This is a genomic window from Flavobacterium rhizosphaerae, assembly GCF_046000445.1.
GTDB lineage: Bacteria > Bacteroidota > Bacteroidia > Flavobacteriales > Flavobacteriaceae > Flavobacterium > Flavobacterium rhizosphaerae.
This window is the reverse complement of sequence record NZ_JBELPZ010000026.1, coordinates 1-20,640: the sequence shown is the minus strand read 5'-3', so window position 1 is coordinate 20,640 and position 20,640 is coordinate 1. Positions and strand designations below refer to the sequence as shown.

Sequence of the window (20,640 nt, the reverse complement as noted above, 5' to 3'; positions counted from 1 at the left end):
GCACGGTAAGGTCAAAATAGGCCTGCCCGTCCTGCCCGTTGTTGTCTGTATCGTCACACTGGGTCAGGTCGTCCACAGCGGGGGCCTGCGGGGCAGGTTCCACAATAAGGGTTAACTGGTAGGGGGCGTAGTTCACACAGCCGGTAAGGGTGTTCTCTACCCTCACATACAGGTACTGCAGGTACGGGTCAGAGTTCTGGTAAGCCTCTGTATTTGTTATCGGGTTCAGGCCGCTCTGGGCGTCTTCCGGGGTTTCGTGGAAGGTAACCGCAAGGCCTGCGCCGTTGTTTACCATATCTTCTATCAGCGCCTCCAGGTCAAATACCCCAATGCCCATACCGTTGGTATCGCAGGCAGTCAGGTCTTCCTGGGTAGGCGGCACGATTACCGGTAGCGGCTCTACACGCACATCCAGTAATACGATACGGTAGCAGCCGGTCTCGTTATCGGTTACCCGTACAAAAAGGGTTTCTACCGTAGCGGTGTTGGTGTAGGCATCCGGGGTGGCAATGGCATTGGTATTGCCTTCGGCTTCCTGGTAGGTATCGTGGAAGGTTACTGTTACCCCATCGGCTCCGCCGGTGATCTCGTCTATCTTGGTGGTCAGGTCAAATACTTCCTGCTCATCGCCCGGGTTGTCCTCATCGCAAAGGCTGTAAGGTACCGGGTTGCTCACTACCGGCAGCGGGTTCACAATCAGTTCCAGCGCCACTACATCATAACAGCCTGTGGCGTTTTCGGTAACACGGATGTACACCGTAGACGTAGGGCTAAGGTACGCACCCGGGGTGGTAATGGGCGATACGCCGTTTTCGGCATTCGTCTCATCATCATAATAGCTTACACTGTACAGCGAAGGGTCTAAGCCGCCCAGTACTTCTTCCGCTACGGTGCCAAGGTCAAAAATGGCCTGCCCGTCGGTATCGTCCTGCCCGTTGTCACACAGGGCATAATCCCCCGGCGTTACCGCCTCTGGTACCGGGTTGACAATCAGCTGAAGCTCCGCGATGTCAAAGCAATCCGTCTGTGCTGCCTGTACGCGTATCCACAAAGTTTGCCCGCCATAATTCACATTGGTATAAGTTCCTACGTTATCTACCGGGTTAGCATCATAAACGGCATCATCATAAGTTTCATGCACAGAAAGGTCTACATCTCCTAAGGCGTCATATATCTGGTTTAATGCTGTATTTAAATCAAACATTGCAAAGCCGTCATTATTAGAGTCGCACTCCTGTAGCGGATCCAACTCCGGAGCAATAGGTGCAGGTAGTACTTCAAGTTGTGTTTCAGTAACAATATAACAGCCTGTTTCTACATTTTCTACCCTTGTATAGATAACTGAAGATGCTGCTGTATAAGTATCCCCAAGCATGTTATCATTACCTTGGTCGGCATCATTAAAATTAATATAATTGGTGACTGCAAAACCAGAAACCTGCTGAAGAATTTCTGACGGTAATACACTCAGGTCAAAAACACCTTGTCCCGGTGTTTCCTCACAGGCATAAAGCGGCTCCATAGCCATATTTATTTCAGGCAACGGGTTTACAACTAAATTAACAGGCGCAGTAGTATAGCAGCTAAATGTATTTTCTACGCGTACCCATACTGTAGCCGTTGTACTCTCATAAGTAGCTGCATTTGTAATAGGGGTATCACCTGCTTCGGCTTCTTCCTCACTGGTATAATAGCTCACTATATCAGTAGGTTCTGTTGTAGCCTCAGCATCTTTAGTGGTAAGGTCAAATATTTCAACTCCATCAGGAGAGTTATTATAATCACAAAGTTCATAATCTGTAATTTCAGGAATAACAGGCCTGTCATGTACAATTAACTCAACAGGTACTACAGAAGCACAGTCTTCAGCAGCGCCGGGTTCGGCAACCCTGATATATACAGTAGGTACAATTGCTGAATATTCATCAGGGTTTGGTATAGGGTTTGCGCCATTAATACTGGCATCATCAAAAGTTTCATGATAACTAACCATAAGGTTATTCTGTCCATTAACAACTTCGTCACCTGCTTCGGTAAGGTCAAAAACGGCTATTCCATCATTATTATCATCACATGCTTCTAGCGGTGTAGCTTCAACAACTGACGGTGGGCTTGTAATAGTTATATTAAAAGCATATTCATCAGAACATATGACAGTATCGGCCGAGCCATTTTCGGCATAAATATATAGCGTAGTTGTTTCGGTTATTTCTGTACCCGCTGGCAGCATATCTCCTGCTCCGCCAGGCTCGGTATAATAATCACCTGTACCAAGAGACGGTAATATATAACTGTTACACACAGGTTCTATAACCGGTTCATCAACTTCTGGTTTTTCTATTATAGTTACAGTAAACGTTTCTTCATCAGAACAAATATTAGGGGCTACCCCTACTTCATCATATACATAAAGCAGCATGCTCTGTGATATAACATCTCCTGCAAAATATTCCGTTCCTTCGCCGCCAGTCTGATCAAAATAATTTCCTGAAACCAGATCAGGCAACACATATGGGTCATTACTGCAGGCATAAGCATCAGCAGGTGCCTGCACATCTGGCAGATCAGACACTATAACATCAAAATTAGCAACCGAATAGCAATCTACATTATTTACATTTGTAGTACGTACAAATATGGTTTCTCCCGTACTTGTGTAGGCTGTAGGATCTGTTATATCGCCGGTATTGGCAATTGCATCATCATTAGAAGTAAAATATTTTACATAATAATTATTTGGGTTAAGCCCTGCAAGGGCTAAAGCATCCTGTTGAGAAAGGTCAAATGTTTCAGAACCGTTTTCATCAAGATCACACATATATATATCTGGCAAGCTAGCTGGTTGTGGTGCGGGGCTTACCAAAAGCTGAAAAGATTTTACAGTATAACATCCTAAGTTATCTTCAATACGCGCATAAATGGTTTCATTACCATTAGACTGATATACAGATGCAGGAAAAATATAGGCACCACCTTCATCAGCTTCTTGTGCAGTATTAAAATAGGTAATATAATAATCATTAGGATCCTGCCCTTCGGTAATCACTTCATCATTTTCGGTAAGATCATACGTATAAGGACCTGTGCTTGTAGCACTGGCGCATACTTCCAGATTTTCGGGGTCTTCAACAACAACCGGAGGTGCATAAGTTAATTCTACCGAAGCTTCCATATTTGTTATACAACCCGGATTTACAGCAACTATAGAGTAAGTACCCTCTTCGCTTGCCGTATAGCTTGGCCCTGTAGCGCCTTCTATAGGGTCACCATTAAAATACCATTGGTAGGTAGTTTCAGACGGATCAAGGTCATCAGCACCCAGTATAGCATCAAACGTAGTAGATGTACCCTCGCAAATTTCTGTATCTACACCTATACTTATAGGGCACACAATGGCACAGCTTGTAGAACCACTACCACCCGTTTGTGTAAGGCTTATTTCGCCTGCACTACCATTATAATTGGTTATAAGTACAAGATAAAATTCTCCGGACTGTGCATCAGGTATATCTATAATTTCTACAGAATCAATAGAATAACTACAATCAACAACACCCTGTTCAGGGTCATCCTGTACAGCCTGTTGTGCTTCTTCGGGAGAATCAAAAGGACCCCATATCGCAAAGTCAACATCAATCCCCCCCCCTCCATAGGCGGTTTGTTCCAGCGTAAATACAAGATCTCCGGGATTAGCAATCTGCATATAATACCAAACCGGGTTTGGGGTAGAGCCTAAACAGTCAACCCCCCCCATGTTGCCTGCTCCAAAACCACCGGCAACGCCGGGAAAAGTATATTCAGAACCACCAGCACAAAACGGGTCAGTAACATTACCTTCTTCATCAGGATCATCCACAGGAGGTACATACCAGTCTGGACCCGGAGCTTGTGAAAAAGCAGAGATTGATAATAAAAAGAATAGCGAGAGGGTATAAAACTTCTTCATTTTTATATAACTACATTTTTTTAAACGCGAAATTTACGATAAATTGACACAAACGCAACACAAAACGTTATTTTTTTAAATAAACAGTTCAAAATAACTTTACCCTACTCACTTTTACAATTAATAACGCAAAACTATAATTACCAGCATAGTAAAAGTGTTTTTAAGTTCATATTATAATAAAAATCAGCCCTGTTGGTTTTTAAATTTTAAATAAACTTTTATAACTATCTTTGCAAACCATTTTTTATATAAAAGAATAATAGATTTTAAGATTAAATACAGATAATGATCAATAACGAAAACGCAACAGATGAACTGGGCGAAAACCATATTGGCACCAGTGCAGAAACTCCATTAAGGAAGAATGCCTTTGAACTTAGCGATGATGAAAAAATAGCTCTTATAAAAAAGGATGTTGAAAGCATACTGAACACACTTGGGATGGATTTGACAGACGATAGCCTGAAAGGGACACCAAACCGTGTTGCAAAAATGTTTGTAAAGGAAATATTTGGTGGTTTAAATCCGGAAAGGAAACCGATACCAAGCACATTTGAAAACAAATATAAGTATGGCGAAATGCTGGTAGAGAAAAATATAACCATATATTCTACCTGTGAGCATCACCTGCTGCCTATTGTTGGGCGTGCCCATGTAGCTTATATATCCAGCGGCAAGGTTGTTGGGCTTTCTAAAATGAACCGCATTGTAGATTATTATGCTAAACGCCCGCAGGTACAGGAACGCCTTACTATACAAATTGTTGAAGAACTCAAAAAAGTACTGAATACAGAAGATGTTGCCTGTGTGATAGATGCCAAGCACCTCTGTGTAAATTCAAGGGGAATACGCGATATTGAAAGCAGCACTGTTACTTCAGAATTTTCAGGTAAATTTAAAGAAGAAAATGTTAGGCGAGAATTTTTAGATTATATTCAGCTCGACACACAATTTTAGCAGTAAAAATATATAAACAGCATGCAGTTTTATCAAAACCAGGCGCTTAAAATTTATAATTCGCTAAGCGGGGAAAAACAAGTTTTTACCCCCATACACCAGGGATCTGTAGGTATGTATGTTTGCGGCCCTACAGTATACAGCAATGTGCATTTGGGTAATTGCCGCACCTTTATTTCTTTTGATCTCGTGTACCGATACCTTAAGCATTTGGGGTACAAAGTGCGCTATGTGCGCAATATTACCGATGTAGGCCATATTGAAGATGATGCTGATGAAGGCGAAGATAAAATTGCAAAAAAAGCCCGTTTGGAAAAACTGGAGCCTATGGAAATTGTACAGCAATATTCTGTTGATTTCCACCAGATACTTGAGTTGTTTAACAACCTGCCTCCCAGTATAGAGCCTACCGCTACCGGACATATAATAGAGCAGATTGAAACCATTAAAGAAATAATGTCCAACGGATTTGCTTATGAAAGCAACGGCTCTGTGTATTTTGATGTGGTTACATTTAACAAAACCCATAATTACGGGCAGTTAAGCGGGCGCAATTTGGATGATATGCTTTCTAACTCCCGCGAACTTGCCGGACAGGACGAAAAACGCAACCCTGCTGATTTTGCCTTATGGAAAAAAGCAGAGCCTCAACATATTATGCGATGGCCTTCGCCCTGGGGCGATGGTTTCCCCGGGTGGCACTTAGAGTGTACAAGTATGAGCACCAAATACCTGGGCAAACATTTTGATATACATGGCGGGGGTATGGATCTTAAGTTTCCGCACCATGAATGCGAAATTGCACAAAACGAAGCGGCTACCGGGCAGTCTCCGGTTAACTACTGGATGCACGCCAACATGCTTACTCTAAACGGCAAAAAAATGTCTAAATCTACCGGTAATAACATTTTGCCAAGGGAGATTTTTACCGGCAATAACGATAAATTAAGTAAACCTTTTTCGCCTGCGGTAGTGCGTTTCTTTATACTACAGGCACATTACAGGAGCGTGCTTGACTTTAGTAATGATGCCATACTGGCTGCCGAGAAAGGCTACAACCGCCTTATGGAAGCCTTAGAAACCATTATACACCTTAACCCTGCCAATAGCTCTACGCTTGATATTAATGCATGGAAACAGGCTTGCTACGATGCCATGAATGATGACTTTAACAGCCCTATACTTATTGCACAGCTTTTTGAAGGCGTACATTATATAAACCTGTTAAAAGAGAAAAAAGAATCATTATCTGCTACAGATATAGAAACACTATCAAAAACAATGCATGCTTTTGTATTTGATGTACTCGGGCTTAAAGATGAAAAAGGCAGTGATGGCAGTAATGAAAAGCTGGAAGGTGTAGTAAACATGCTTATTGAAATGCGTAAGGAAGCCCGGGCCAATAAAAACTTTAGCCTTTCTGATGAAATCAGGAATAAACTTACCAGCATGGGCATAGAGCTTAAAGATACTAAAGAAGGTACAACCTTCAGTATAAACTAAAAAAGCGTATGAAAGCAGGCCAACTGGCAATAATGCCTTTTGTGTTCCTTATCAGGGTATACCAAACGTTAATTTCTCCATTTTTGCCTTCGGCATGCCGTTATACTCCTACCTGCTCCCAATATACTATTGAAGCCTTAAAAATACATGGACTGTTTAAAGGCGGATGGCTTGGCATAAAACGTATTGCAAGCTGCAACCCCTGGGGTGGCAAAGGGTATGACCCTGTGCCACAGAAAACCTGTAGCCATAAACATTAATTAACCGTATACCGTGTAACAAATTTTATATTTGTAATACAAACTAATAAAACACAATACATGATACACCCCTTAAGCATTACCTGGAACCCAAGCGAAGGCTTTTCTTTAGGCCCTTTAACACTCAGAATTTACAGCCTTATGTTTGTTGTAGCTTTTGGGCTTGGGTGGTACATAATGAAAAAAATATTTGACCGCGAAGGCGAATCAAACGAAAAGCTTGATAAACTGTTTATATATACTATTGTTGCCACACTGCTTGGCGCAAGGCTTGGGCATGTGTTTTTTTATGACTGGCCTTATTTTAGTGAACACAAAGCAGAGATACTACTACCCTTTAGGTGGGATGAAAACGGCGAATTTGAATTTACAGGCTTTGCAGGGCTTGCCAGCCATGGTGCGGCTATTGGTATTGTACTTGCCGTTATACTATACAGTAAAAAAGTAATACACCGCCCTGTGCTTTGGGTATTAGACCGTATAGTAATACCTGTGGCATGCGGTGGTATTTTTGTGAGGATAGGAAACTTTTTTAATAGTGAAATTTTAGGCAACCCTACCTCTGCCGACCTGCCTACTGCGGTACGTTTTATACGTGGCGAAGACCACCTTAACAAGTATGCTGCCATGCACAAAACCGGGGCAACAACCGCTAACCAGGCATATGATATGATTGAGCATGACCCAAGGTTTTCTGATGTACTGGCCACTATACCTTACAGGCACCCGGCGCAGTTATATGAAGCTTTTTGCTATATTTTTGTTTTCCTTGTTGTGTTTTATATGTACTGGAAAACCCCTGCCAGAAAACATCACGGGCTTATATTCGGGGTATTCCTTATATTACTATGGACCGTCCGTTTTATAGTTGAATTTGTAAAACAAAGTCAGGGTGGCATAGAAGGAGAAAATCCTATACTCTCTACCGGACAATGGCTTAGTATACCGTTTATAATTGTTGGTATCTATCTTATATTTACTGCAAAGAAAAGAACAGAAACATTATGATATAAGGATAATATATATACTAAAAAACAAGGCGGCTAAAGTATTTTAGCCGCCTTGTTTTTTGTGTTTTTTATATTTACGCTGTGTGCTGATTCTCTATGATAGAAAGAATATAGCAACTATAATATCATCAATTAGTCTGTAAGCTTAAAGTTATATATAATCTTACCAATTTGTTTGTCCGGCGCATCAGGGTCTGGTTCCCAGGTAGTATTCATAGCTGCAATACGTGCCTGCTCTAAAAGGCAGCTTGCGGCATTGGTAGTACCACGTACGCCAGAGTTAGCTTCTATAACCTTACCGCTACGGTTTACTGATATTTGAACCACTACAGTGCCCTGTTCATTACAGGTGTACTTAGGAGACGGCTTAGCAAGTGCACCACGGTTACCCAATTGGTAATTTCCATTACCGCCACGGGTATTTCCGCCTCCGCTGCCACCATTATAATCGCCACCAAGGGTACCGTCAATGCGGCCTTTGTCTCCGGCTTTATTATCATTGCCCTCTCCGCCATTAGCCTTTCCATCGCTTTTAGGGCCATTAATAAGGCTGTTAAGCGCATCATTAGTAGCTTTTGAGGGTGTGGGCGGGGCAGGTGTGGGCTTAGGGGTAGGCTTTACCTGCTCTTTAGGAGGTTGTTTTGTAGGCTTTTCATTGCTGATAACCGGTGCGTCCTCCACATCCTGGGTTACTACCTGCTCCTCAACAGGGGCAGTTTGCGGCGGTGTGGGTGTTGGCTGCGGTGCAGAGCGTACAGGCTCGGTAGGCTGTATATCGCCCATACCCACATCACTGGTACCAAAGTTTATGGCTATGCCATTTTCCGGTGGTGGGTCAAAATAACTTAGGCTAAAAAGAATGCACAGTAGCGCTAACAATAGCAATATTACTGTTGCCACCGTAAATGATATCCTTTCGTTTTTTGTTTCTAAATATTTCATAGTGAAATTATTTAGGGTCTACCGCCAATACAATTTTAAATTTATTCCTGTAGGCTATATCCATAACAGATACGGCTTTTTCAATTGGCACACCCTGTTCTGCCCTTAAAATAATGGCTTTATTTTCGTTGTTACCTAAAAGCTGCATTAACTGCGCTTCAAGGTTTGCCTCGTCTACCTGCTCGTTATCAATATAATAAGCAAGGTCTTTAGTTATGTTTACCGCTACATTCTGGTTGTTCTCTGTTTTACCCTGCGCTTTTGGCAGGTTAATGTCTAAAGCGTTTTGTGTTACCATGGTAGAGGTAAGCACAAAAAATATTAATAACAGGAACACTATATCCGTCATAGACGACATATTGAATTCCGGCGTTACCCTGTTTCTGCTTCTAAACTTCATAATTATACCGGATCATTTAATAAATCCAGAAACTCTACGGCAGTAGCTTCCATCTGGTTTACAATCTTATCTGTTTTTACTACAAGGTGGTTATAGCCAATATACGCAAAAACCCCTACAATAAGCCCCACTACAGTAGTAGTCATAGCCGTATAAATACCACCGGCAAGCAGGTCTATCTGTATCTGACCGCCACCTTTTTCTATATTAAAGAAAACAAGTATCATACCTACAACAGTACCTAAAAACCCAATCATAGGCCCGGCTCCCGATATGGTAGCCAGTATACTTACATTTTTTTCCAGATTATAAATTTCAAGCTTACCTGCATTTTCTATAGCCGTGTTAATATCTTCTAGCGGTTTGCCAATACGCGAAATACCTTTTTCAACCAGTCTTGAAACGGGTGAATTGGTATGCTGGCACAGCAGCTTTGCACTATCAAAACGCCTGTGGGTTATATGGTCCCTAATCTGGTTCATAAAGCCCTTATCAATTTTAGAAGCTTCTTTAAGCGCCAGTGTCCTTTCTATATAAAGGTAAATGGCTACAAAAAGTAAAAGTGCCAAAATCACCATAATAATCTGGCCGGCAAGCCCACCGCTGGTAAGCAGTTCCCAAATTGATAATGTTTTTTCAACAGGTTCCCCGGTTAGTGCAGCATCGGTTGCTGTGGCAAGGGTGTCAACGTCTTGTAAGTTCTGCATAAAAAATTTATCCGTTTTAAAGTTTTCCTTTTAAAAATTAACGCTAAGATAGTTTAAAAATTGCTTTACATCCAATATCAGGCCAAACTCTTATAAATTAAAAAAGGCCTGCTGAATCAGCAGGCCTTATATTATTGTCTGTTACAGCGTTTATTCGTTATGCTGCTCTTCAATTTTCTCTTTTTCAGATTCCGGAGTAGTATCTACCAATATTGGCGTAGCAATAAACAATGATGAATATGTACCAACCACAATACCTACAAGCATTGCAAAAATAAATCCTCGGATAGAATCACCTCCAAAAATAAACATGATAAGCAATACAAATATTACCGTAAGCGATGTATTTATCGTTCTGGATATGGTAGTATTTATAGACTTATTTACAATTTCAAAGAATGTACCTTTTGTTTTACCGGCAAGAAACTCCCTAACCCTGTCAAACACAATTACGGTATCATTTAAGGAGTAACCAATAACGGTAAGTATCGCTGCAATAAAGTGCTGGTTCATTTCCATCTGGAACGGCGCAATTTTATAGAATGCCGAGTAAATACCCAATACTATAATAACATCATGCGCTACGGCCGCTACCGCACCAAGGCTATATTGCCACCTCCTGAAGCTCAGCATCAGGTACAGGAACACAATAACCAGCGAGCCTGCTACAGCCCAGTATGAGTCTGTTTTAATATCATCTGCAATGGTAGGCCCTACTTTAACAGCCTGCATAATACCGTACTGTTTTCCATCATGACCGTTTACAAAATCATCATACGATAGTTGTGTTGAATAATATTTTTTAAGGTTATCATACATTAATTTGTTAACCTCCTGGTCTACCTCTACTCCGTGCTCATTAACTTTGTATTTTGTAGTTATACGTAACTGGTTATCTTCACCAAATACTTTGGCATCTACACCACCGCCAAACACATTTTCGGCAGAAAGGGTTTGCCTTACATCGTCAGCAGAAACCGGTTTATCAAACCTTACCTGGAAAGTACGTCCACCTACAAAATCGATACCCTGGTCAAGCCCATTGGTAAAGAACGACACAAAACTTGCCACTATAAGTACACCTGATATAATATAAGCAAGTTTCTTTTTGCCCAGGAAGTTAAAGTGGAAATTCCTGAACCAGTTTTTAGACATTGACGTATCAAAAGTGATGTTACCGTTTTTAACTGCGCTGGTATCAAGAAATATCCTTGTAATAAATATAGCCGTAAACAGTGATGTAAGAATACCTATAAGTAATGTTGTAGCAAAACCTTTAACCGGGCCTGTACCAAATATTAATAGCACCAAACCTGTAAGGAATGTAGTAACGTTAGCATCTACAATGGCAGACATGGCACCTTTCCAGCTATAAGCAATCTTTATAGACTCTGCAAGTGTTTTACCGGATCGCAGTTCTTCTTTTGCCCGCTCATATATAATAATGTTGGCATCTACCGCTGTACCCATTGTTAACACAATACCAGCAATACCCGGAAGCGTTAATACCGCACCAATACTTGCAAGTACACCAAAAAGGAATAGTAAGTTAACCACAAGCGCAATGTTGGCAAACCAACCGGCTTTGCCGTAGTAAACAATCATCCATAATGAGATAAGTAATAAACCAACTATTGAAGAGGTAATACCACTATCTATAGCTTCCTGTCCTAATGACGGACCTACCACTTCTGACTGTACAATATCTGCTGAAGCAGGAAGTTTACCTGCCCTTAATATGTTGGCTAAATCTTTTGTTTCGGTTACATCAAAACTACCTGTAATTTGTGAGTTACCACCTGCAATAGGGCCCGAAGTTACACTTGGTGCAGAATACACCACGCTATCCAGCACTATGGCAATGTTTCCTCCTTCGCGGTAGGCTTTACCAGTAAGTTCTTCCCATTTCTGGGCGCCTTTGGTGTTCATCTGCATTTCTACAGACGGACGGCTAAACTGGTCAAATGTATTGCTGGCACCGGTAATTACATTACCTGCCAATGGCGGTATATTTTCCCTGTTGCCTTTAAGTGCATATAATTCTACCGTGTTATTATCTTTATCGGCCTTACCCCATGCAAAACGCACATAACGCATTTCAGAAGGAAGTAGCGCGCGGATATCAGCCCTGTTAAGGTAACCGCTTATCTTTTTAGTGTCTTTAGCAGCCGCAACACCTACAATAGGGCTTTGCGAAGGGTTAATCTGTAAAAGGTCAAACAACGGGTTGTTGCCTTTAGCAGGAGTAGCAGAATCTGAAGAAGCACCAAGAAGTTTCTCAATAGAGTCATTAACTTTAGTAGCTGTCTCTTCAGTAGATGGCTTATCAGATTTTTCAGTGGCTTTTAATGTTTCATTAGCTGTATAAAAAAACTGCTGAACTTCTGAACCTTTAAACGTTTCCCAAAACTCAAGCTGTGCTGTACTCTGAAGTAATTTTTTAGCACGGTCTATATCTTTAGCGCCCGGCAATTCAACCATAATACGGCCAGACTCACCCAGTTTCTGGATGTTTGGCTGCACAACGCCAAATTTATCAATACGCTCAACAAGTACGCGGAAGGCACTGTCTAACGATTCGCTTACTTTTTTACGGATTACGGCCTCTACCTGGTCATCCGTCATATCAGTAGTAATAGCCGGATCGTTAATCCTGTTGGTAAATATTTCAGGTGAAGCAAGTTTTACTTTACCCTGAGACACATCTTTAAATGCAATAAAAAAGGCATCAATATAGTCCTGGTTGCCCTCTCGCTCTCTTGTTGCCTGGTCCAGCGCCTGGTTAAAAACAGCATTAGTGCTGTTGTTTGCAAGCCCTTTTAAAATATCTTTTACAGATATTTCAAGCATCACATTTATACCACCTTCAAGGTCAAGCCCTTTATTAATTTGCTTGTTTTTTACTTCATCATAGGTATAACCAAAAACGGGATACACTTTCTGGTCTCCTATAGAGTCTAAGTATTCAACCTCTTTGTTAGCATCCCCATTGGCATAAGCCTTAGCGTTGTCCTCTATATTACTGGCAACAAATGTGAAAGAAAGCTGGTAGATACATACTAACGCAAAAATAATTGCGAAAAATTTAACGAGTCCCTTATTCTGCATTCTTGTTAAAATTAATTATTCCATTTTTTTAAAAACGAGCAAATATATAATTTACCATACGATTAACCAATTTATTTCTAAAATATATCTTAAAAAAAAGGGCTGCCCTTTGGCAGCCCAAATATAGTTTTACCGTAAAGCGTAAATATTGCTACAGTATTTCCTTAAGCGCTTCATTCATGTTTCTAACGGCTTCAGCGCTCTTTGCAAATTTTTCCTTTTCTTCCTCATTAAGGCTAATATCAACAATTTCCTCAATGCCATTTTTGCCTATTATACAAGGCACACCTATACATATATCACTCTGCCCGTATTCGCCTTCCAACATTACAGAGCAGGGTATCATTTTCTTTTGGTCGTTAACTATACTGTCTACCAGATACGCCACAGAAGCTCCCGGTGCATACCATGCCGATGTGCCCAAAAGCTTAGTTAATGTAGCCCCGCCTACCATAGTATCTGCAGCTACTTTATCCAGTTCTTCTGCAGAAAGAAATTGCGAAACCGGGCTGCCGCTATAAGAAGCCAGGCGTGTAAGGGGTATCATGGTGGTATCGCCATGCCCGCCTATTACCATACCATGGATATCCCATGCTGGTTTATCAAGCGCCTGAGACAGGAAGTATTTAAAACGAGAACTATCAAGCGCACCACCCATACCTATTACCCTGTTTTTAGGCAGGCCTGTTGCTTTGAGGGTAAGGTATGCCATAGTATCCATAGGGTTGCTAACCACTACTATAATGGCATCTGGTGAATGCTGCAAAATATTTTCGGCTACTTCTTTTACAATACCGGCATTAATACCTATAAGCTCTTCGCGGGTCATGCCCGGTTTACGGGGCACACCCGATGTAATAACCACAACGCTGCTGTTTGCTGTTTTACTATAATCTTTGGTAGTACCCACTACCCTAGTATTAAAGCCTGTTGTGGGGGCGCACTGCATCATATCCATAGCTTTGCCTTCGGCAAAGCCTTCTTTTATATCTAATAAAACTATTTCGCTTGCAATACCCCTGTATGCAATTACATCTGCACAGGTTGCACCTACGTTGCCGGCGCCCACTATTGTTACTTTCATAATATATTAATTTTTAAGGATTTGGTTTAATTGATTAAATAATGTACAGAAACATTAGTATTTACAAATTTACCAAAAGCAAGTATACCTTGTACATTAAAATTGCCCTTATTAAAGGTTACACCGGCCTCACCTATATAATTTACCCTTGTTTTATAAATTTCCTTAAGGCCATCATTAACCACCTGCTGTACAGGAATTACATCTTCTATACTGCCACGCTCACCCCCTACTTTATATTTTACCTCGCTTGTGGTAACCATAAAGGTGGCCAAAGGCTCCCAGTTGCCATACACTTTAGAAGCCGTGAGCTGAAACTGCCAGGTATCTACAAGTCCGTTTATCTGGCTAATACCCAGGGTACCGTAGTCAGTTTGTACATCCAGGAAATTAAACCATACATCTTCTTTACTGAATGCAGCCAGCAGGCTCAGGTAAATATTGCGGTTTTTTAAAGGTTTTATGTACTGGCTTATACTGTGTTGCAGCCCCAGGCCATATACCTGGTATTTACTTTTTTTAAGCTTAACTTCGGGAGAATATTTAATTACTAATGCTGTACCAAACCCAAGCCCCAGTGACCCCTGAAGGTAAGGGTAAGCTACGGTTTCCATATTTATCCCCTGCGGGGTTTCAAGGCGCACTTCGTCATCGCCCAGCATACCGGTAAGGTATACCTGTTTTTTATCTCCTAAGGCTGTTGGCACAGTAGCCTGTGTACCTTGCTCTAACTGAAAAAAAGTAAAATCGCTGTTATATATGGTAAGCGTCCGGTCGCTTTTTGGTGTAAAAAATATGTTGGTATGCAACCCAAAAGAAACATCCCAGAGATCTGTATTTTTATTACTGTTTACCCATCCCGAAACCGACTGGTAAATGGCTGCATCTGTGGCCGGGGTTACATATTTATCAGAAAAAAAAAGGGCATCATTTAACAGATGCCCAAAATCTTCAACCGGAACAGATTGCGCCACAACTTTGCCCGTACATAGCAGGCCTGCGGCAACAACCACTTTTGTAACTATTTTACGCATCTATATTAGCATAAGATGCATTTTTCTCAATAAATTCACGCCTTGGCGGCACCTCATCTCCCATCAGCATACTAAAAATCCTGTCGGCTTCTGCCAGGCTGTCTATACTCACCTGTCTTAGCGTGCGGTACTCAGGATCCATAGTAGTATCCCAAAGCTGCTCGGCATTCATTTCTCCCAAACCTTTATAGCGCTGGATAGAAACACCGCTACCCATACGTTCAGATGCCTGGTCGCGTTGCACCTCTGTCCATGCATATTCTTTTTTGCTTCCTTTCTTTACAAGATAAAGCGGTGGTGTAGCTATATAAACGTGCCCATTTTCTATAAGCTCTTTCATAAAACGGAAGAAGAACGTAAGTATAAGGGTAGATATATGGCTACCATCAACATCGGCATCACACATAATAACCACTTTATGATAGCGTAGTTTTTCCAGGTTAAGCGCTTTACTGTCTTCGGCGGTACCAATGGTTACCCCAAGAGCCGTAAATATATTTTTAATCTCTTCGTTTTCAAACACTTTGTGCTGCATGGCTTTTTCCACGTTAAGTATTTTACCCCTTAACGGCAATATAGCCTGAAACGCCCTGTCACGCCCCTGTTTTGCAGTACCCCCTGCCGAATCTCCCTCTACAAGGAAAATTTCGCATTTTTGAGGATCCTGCTCAGAGCAGTCACTTAGTTTACCGGGCAAACCACCACCGCCCATAACGGTTTTGCGTTGCACCATTTCACGGGCTTTTTTAGCCGCGTGGCGTGCCTGTGCGGCAAGTATTACTTTCTGCACAATGGTTTTGGCATCATTAGGGTTTTCTTCCAGGTAATTTTCAAGCATTTCGCTTACTGCCTGGCTTACCGGTGCTACTACCTCCCTGTTACCCAACTTGGTTTTGGTCTGGCCCTCAAACTGGGGCTCCTGTACTTTTACCGATATAATTGCCGTAAGCCCTTCCCGGAAGTCATCGCCCGAAATTTCAAATTTCAGCTTTTCTAACAAGCCGGAATTATCAGCATATTTTTTCAGGGTATTTGTAAGCCCCCTCCTGAAACCGGAAAGGTGTGTACCCCCCTCGTGGGTATTTATATTATTTACGTAAGAAAAAATATTTTCGGTATACGTAGTATTATATACAAGGGCGACCTCTACTGGCACATCTCCCTTGTCAGTTTCCATACTAATTACATCAGAGATGATAGGCTCACGGTTACCGTCAAGAAACCTTACAAATTCTTTAAGCCCTTCTTCTGAGAAAAATACATCGTGCTTAAATTCTCCTTTATCATCTTTTTCCCTTTTATCGGTAAGGGTTATGGTTATACCTTTATTAAGGTATGAAAGCTCACGCATACGTGCCGCAAGCGTATCATAAGAAAACTCAACCGTTTGGGTAAAAATAGTGGTGTCAGGATAAAACGTTTGGCGGGTACCCCTTTTATCTGTTGTGCCAGTTTGTTTTACCGGATAAAGTGATTTACCCCTTTCATACTCCTGCTCATAAATTACGCCTTCGCGAAATACTGTTGAATGCATGCGGGTAGAAAGTGCGTTTACTACCGAAACACCCACACCATGCAAACCACCCGAAACTTTATACGAGTCTTTATCAAATTTACCGCCGGCGCCAATTTTGGTCATTACCACCTCAAGGGCCGAAACGCCTTCTTTTTTATGCATGTCTACCGGTATACCCCGGCCGTTATCTTCTACTGTAATGGAGTTATCTTCATTAATATCTACGCTTATAGTATCGCAATAACCGGCAAGCGCCTCATCTATAGAGTTATCTACAACTTCATAAACAAGATGGTGAAGTCCTCTTACACCAACATCGCCTATATACATTGACGGACGCATCCTTACATGCTCCATACCCTCAAGGGCCTGTATACTGTCTGCCGAATAATTGTTTTTCTTTGCTTCTTCGCTCATAAATTTATGTTCTTTGCAAAATTTTTAGTTTAACGAACAAATATAGCAAAACACGAGAGATAATGCCACAAATCGCCTCTAATTAGTTTTTAAGTTATTAACAATTTATTAATACAAAAGCCAAAAACCTTTTAAACATTATTAAAGCTAATTTGATTCTGCCATTTGTTGCGAAAAAGTTATTACTAAAAATTCAGCAGGCCTTACCACTGCCACTCCAATTGTTACCCTCATAAAACCGTTTAATATATCGTCTGATGTCATGGTAACACCTAAGCCGCATTGTACATAAAAAGCATCTGAAGATGAAGCGCCCTGCAATCCGCCTTCTTTCCATACAGAAACTAAGAAACTGCTAATCAATGATTTTACTGCTTCCCATGTGCTTTTAGTATTAGGCTCAAATACATAAGCCTGCGCAGCACGTTTACAGGATTGCTCCAGAAATATCATGGTCCTCCTTACAGAAATATAGCGCCAGTCATTGCTGTTGCCATCAAGCGTGCGCGCACCCCATATAAGAATGCCTAAACCATTAAAATAACGTATGGCATTGATTGATTTTCCTGTACTCATATCTACATTCAAATCTGCCTGTTGGCTATCAGAGAGGCGTATGGGTAATGATACTGCCCCTATGATAGATGTATTTGCCGGAGCTTCCCATACGCCAACTCCATTATCTGTTACTGTAATAACACCTGCCATTGCTCCGCTGGGGGGCAGTATGTTGGCGTCAAACAGTATGTGTTTTATAATTTGACTGTAGGTTTTACTTGCATTAAGCAGCGCATTGTTGTATTGTGTTGTGGTTAGCGGGTTACTGCCCGGGTTTTCTATCATTGCCAATATGGTTGCTACCCAAGGGTTGGGGTTATCTGGGGAATTTAAAAATGGCTCCAGCTTTTTTACATCGCCTCCAAACAGGTTTGTATAATCAACATCCCTATTATCCATAATAGTGGTACCAATAAACGGATAGTATGCGGCGCCATAGCTTAAGCCCTGTACACCTGTATTACCTCTAAAGGTAGCAATATCATCAGTGTAGGTAAGAGGGTCTGGGTTACGCCCTCCAATAATATCAAATACCGCTATAGCAGTTTGCATTTCAGAGGCCTGCAGCAACATTTGCTGCATTAATGTGCCGTTATCTGCCACAGAAAGCAGTGTTGCCTCCGGGCAGATGTACAAAGTAGGCTCCTCCTCATTCTTTAATAACCCAAGGCCACTTATAAGGTCGGTAAGTAATACGTTATTATTTACAATCTGGCTACCCGGTGTTAGAGGATTTCCCAATGGTTGCCCATAAGTGCCCACTGATACAATGTATGCATCGCCTCCACCGTTTTCGTAAAACAGCCGTATGCTGTTATACAAATAATAAATGGTATCAGGGTCGGGTACAATGGCATAATTTTTACCGCTTATAGTTGTATATGCCTTGTTGGCAAGGATATTTTTTTGCTCTACTAAGTAATACTGTGGCTGATATTGTTTTGCAGGACTTGCCGGCGGCGCAGGGTCCGGGTAGCAATAAATAGACACAAACTCTGCAAATGAAGTAATTTTTTGAGCAACATTTACATACGATTTACCTTGATATACTGCTTGTGGTGTATAACCAATAAAAGCAGGAATAGCAGTAGCCACCGGGGCTACTGAATTTGTAAAAGAATTTATTTCATTAATATAAACACCCGGAGTTTTAATATTGTTAAGCATAAATAAAGATTGTTTGGTTGATATACACTAATATATAAAATATTAACCCATAAATTTTAAAAAAATGATCCCGGCCATTGGCCGGGATGCATCTCCACAAACAAACAAACTAAATTCTAAAAAACCTGAACATATTATAAAACTAAACGGCTATTTTATTTTGTGCAATTAAGGTATCTGCTTTTACATGGGCTGCATTGGCACGGCCACTTGGGTCTGTATTGGCCTGCCACTTGGGTATCCATTTACGCACTGTCTGTGCTGCGCTAACCTGCGGAAAGTGCTTATGGAATATACTACGGTAATAATAAGCCTCTTTAGTAGCGGGGGTGTTATAAGGAAAATGCTCTGTAGCTTTTTCCATTTCTTCATCCGTTACTTTTGATGCGCAATAGTCAATCAACATATCAATCCAGTTATATCCTACCCCATCACTAAACTGCTCTTTTTGCCTCCACAAAACTTCTTCCGGCAGGTAAGGCTGCTCCGGGGTATCAAATGCTTTTCTTAAAATGTATTTTTCTACCCCGCCGTGGGTTTTGGGTTGTTTGGCTTGGGGTTTTATTTTTATGGCCATTTCTAAAAATGCCTTGTCTAAAAACGGTACCCGTGCTTCAAGCCCATGTGCCATGGTACTTTTATCGGCCCTTAACAAGTCTGCTGTAAACAGTTTCTGCACCCGGTCTATAGTTTCTTTCTGAAAATCTAACGGAGTGGGCGCATTATGAAAATACAGGTATCCGCCAAAAATCTCATCGCTGCCTTCGCCGGAAAGTACCACTTTTATACCTAAATCTGTTATTGCCTTGCTCAAAAAGTACATGGGTGTACTGGCACGTATAGATGTTACATCATACGTTTCCAGGTGCCATATTAATTTATCCAGTATTTCTATACCCTGCTCTATAGTAAAGTGTATTTCATGGTGTTCTGTTCCCAGAAAATCAGCCACTTTGCGTGCCGCAAGCGTATCGGGCGCCAGGGCATCAAGCCCTATAGAAAATGAATGAAGCTTGTGCTGACTACTGTTTTTTAACAACCTGGCAGCAATTGATGAAGTTATCGAACTATCCAACCCGCCCGAAAGCAATACCCCGATAGGCACATCGCTCATCAGCCTTTTTTCAACTGCCTGTGTAAGGCTTTGCCTTATGGAGGTATAATCTACTGCTTCTTCTGCTTTGGCAGCATCTTCCCACTGTGGGCGGTAATATTTTACAAAACCTGTTTTGGGAGTGTAGTAATGCCCCGGAGGAAAGGTTGAAAACGACTGGCACTGATCGGCAATGGCTTTCATTTCGCTGGCAAAATATATCCTGCCCCTTTCATCAAGGCCATAATACAGTGGCTTAACACCAAGCGGATCGCGTGCTGCAATAAAATCGTCGCCATCAATCACAACAAACGTAAAGATACCATCCAGCATATCACAAAATTCGTAACCGTATTGCTCATACAGGTGTACAATTACTTCAGAATCTGATGTAGTCCTGAATGTATGGTCCTTTAGCTCATTATCACGAAGTTTCTGATGGTTATATATTTCGCCATTGTGAACCATCCAGGCATTTTTTGTTCCCTGTATGGGTTGTTTGCCAGTATGCAGGTCTACAATAGAGAGCCTTTCATGGCTTAGTATATGCCCATTTTCGGTTAGATGAATATCACTTTCGTCCGGGCCGCGATGCGACATGCGTTTTGAAAGCTGTTTTACCAAAGCCTCATCTTTTCCTTTTCCGATAATTGCTAAAATACCACACATAGTCTTGTTATTTTTTATCCAGATTGTGAAACAATCGGTTAATTGTTATTTACAAGACAAAGATGTATTTATAGTTTTATTTTTAAAACATAAAGGCGTTATATACTTACATATATAAACCAAAAAATTTAATTTATATAAAATTATAAACTTAACAACCATTAATTATTGCGTAGTGCTTACAAAAAGAAAAAGGGGCTGTCTCAAAAGGGACAGCTCCTTTTTTTTATAATCAATTCTGATTTCTCTTTATTTACTGATTTATA

13 protein-coding genes and 1 pseudogene are annotated in these 20,640 nt (G+C 41.2%); 4 read left to right on the top strand and 10 right to left on the bottom strand.

The genetic code is table 11. The features are described from left to right. Window positions 1–3,946 (bottom strand): annotated as a pseudogene (locus ABS766_RS16210) (hypothetical protein); the annotation flags it as partial. Window positions 3,947–4,234: 288 nt separating this feature from the next. Between ABS766_RS16210 and folE the strand changes: the two are divergent. The 4 genes from folE to lgt are packed head-to-tail and all read left to right on the top strand — an operon-like array spanning window position 4,235 to window position 7,677. Then, complete coding sequence (gene folE, locus ABS766_RS16205; RefSeq protein ID WP_408086246.1) at window positions 4,235–4,906, top strand: GTP cyclohydrolase I FolE; 672 nt, start codon at window positions 4,235–4,237, stop codon at window positions 4,904–4,906. 21 nt (window positions 4,907–4,927) lie between these two features. Next, window positions 4,928–6,409, top strand: a complete 1,482-nt coding sequence (gene cysS, locus ABS766_RS16200) for a cysteine--tRNA ligase (protein ID WP_408086245.1) — start codon at window positions 4,928–4,930, stop codon at window positions 6,407–6,409. A gap of 8 nt (window positions 6,410–6,417) precedes the next feature. Next, a complete protein-coding gene (gene yidD, locus ABS766_RS16195; RefSeq protein ID WP_408086244.1) occupies window positions 6,418–6,669 on the top strand; it encodes a membrane protein insertion efficiency factor YidD in 252 nt (83 codons plus the stop codon). A gap of 60 nt (window positions 6,670–6,729) precedes the next feature. Further along, a complete protein-coding gene (gene lgt, locus ABS766_RS16190) occupies window positions 6,730–7,677 on the top strand; it encodes a prolipoprotein diacylglyceryl transferase (protein WP_408086243.1) in 948 nt (315 codons plus the stop codon). 134 nt (window positions 7,678–7,811) lie between these two features. Here the strand turns inward: lgt and ABS766_RS16185 are convergent, their stop codons facing one another. The 9 genes from ABS766_RS16185 to asnB all read right to left on the bottom strand — a co-directional run bounded on the left by ABS766_RS16185 (window position 7,812) and on the right by asnB (window position 20,374). Further along, a complete protein-coding gene (locus tag ABS766_RS16185; protein WP_408086242.1) occupies window positions 7,812–8,621 on the bottom strand; it encodes an energy transducer TonB family protein in 810 nt (269 codons plus the stop codon). Window positions 8,622–8,628: 7 nt separating this feature from the next. Beyond that, window positions 8,629–9,021 (bottom strand): ExbD/TolR family protein, encoded by a 393-nt coding sequence (locus ABS766_RS16180; protein ID WP_408086241.1) that lies wholly within the window; start codon window positions 9,019–9,021, stop codon window positions 8,629–8,631. Between the two features lie 2 nt (window positions 9,022–9,023). After that, complete coding sequence (locus ABS766_RS16175) at window positions 9,024–9,728, bottom strand: MotA/TolQ/ExbB proton channel family protein (protein WP_408086240.1); 705 nt, start codon at window positions 9,726–9,728, stop codon at window positions 9,024–9,026. 150 nt (window positions 9,729–9,878) lie between these two features. Beyond that, window positions 9,879–12,836, bottom strand: coding sequence for a protein translocase subunit SecDF (gene secDF, locus ABS766_RS16170; protein ID WP_408086239.1), 2,958 nt, complete (start codon window positions 12,834–12,836; stop codon window positions 9,879–9,881). A 151-nt stretch (window positions 12,837–12,987) separates the two neighbouring features. Then, window positions 12,988–13,920, bottom strand: a complete 933-nt coding sequence (gene mdh / locus ABS766_RS16165) for a malate dehydrogenase (protein WP_408086238.1) — start codon at window positions 13,918–13,920, stop codon at window positions 12,988–12,990. A gap of 26 nt (window positions 13,921–13,946) precedes the next feature. Then, a complete protein-coding gene (locus ABS766_RS16160) occupies window positions 13,947–14,954 on the bottom strand; it encodes a DUF6588 family protein (RefSeq protein ID WP_408086237.1) in 1,008 nt (335 codons plus the stop codon). Next, a complete protein-coding gene (gene gyrB / locus ABS766_RS16155) occupies window positions 14,947–16,887 on the bottom strand; it encodes a DNA topoisomerase (ATP-hydrolyzing) subunit B (RefSeq protein ID WP_408086236.1) in 1,941 nt (646 codons plus the stop codon). The genes ABS766_RS16160 and gyrB overlap by 8 nt, the downstream gene beginning before the upstream one ends. Window positions 16,888–17,034: 147 nt before the next feature. Beyond that, window positions 17,035–18,612: a phage tail sheath family protein gene (locus ABS766_RS16150; RefSeq protein ID WP_408086235.1), complete on the bottom strand. Its 1,578-nt coding sequence runs from the start codon at window positions 18,610–18,612 to the stop codon at window positions 17,035–17,037. Window positions 18,613–18,754: 142 nt separating this feature from the next. Then, a complete protein-coding gene (asnB, locus tag ABS766_RS16145) occupies window positions 18,755–20,374 on the bottom strand; it encodes an asparagine synthase B (RefSeq protein WP_408086234.1) in 1,620 nt (539 codons plus the stop codon). Between the last annotated feature and the right edge of the window lie 266 nt (window positions 20,375–20,640).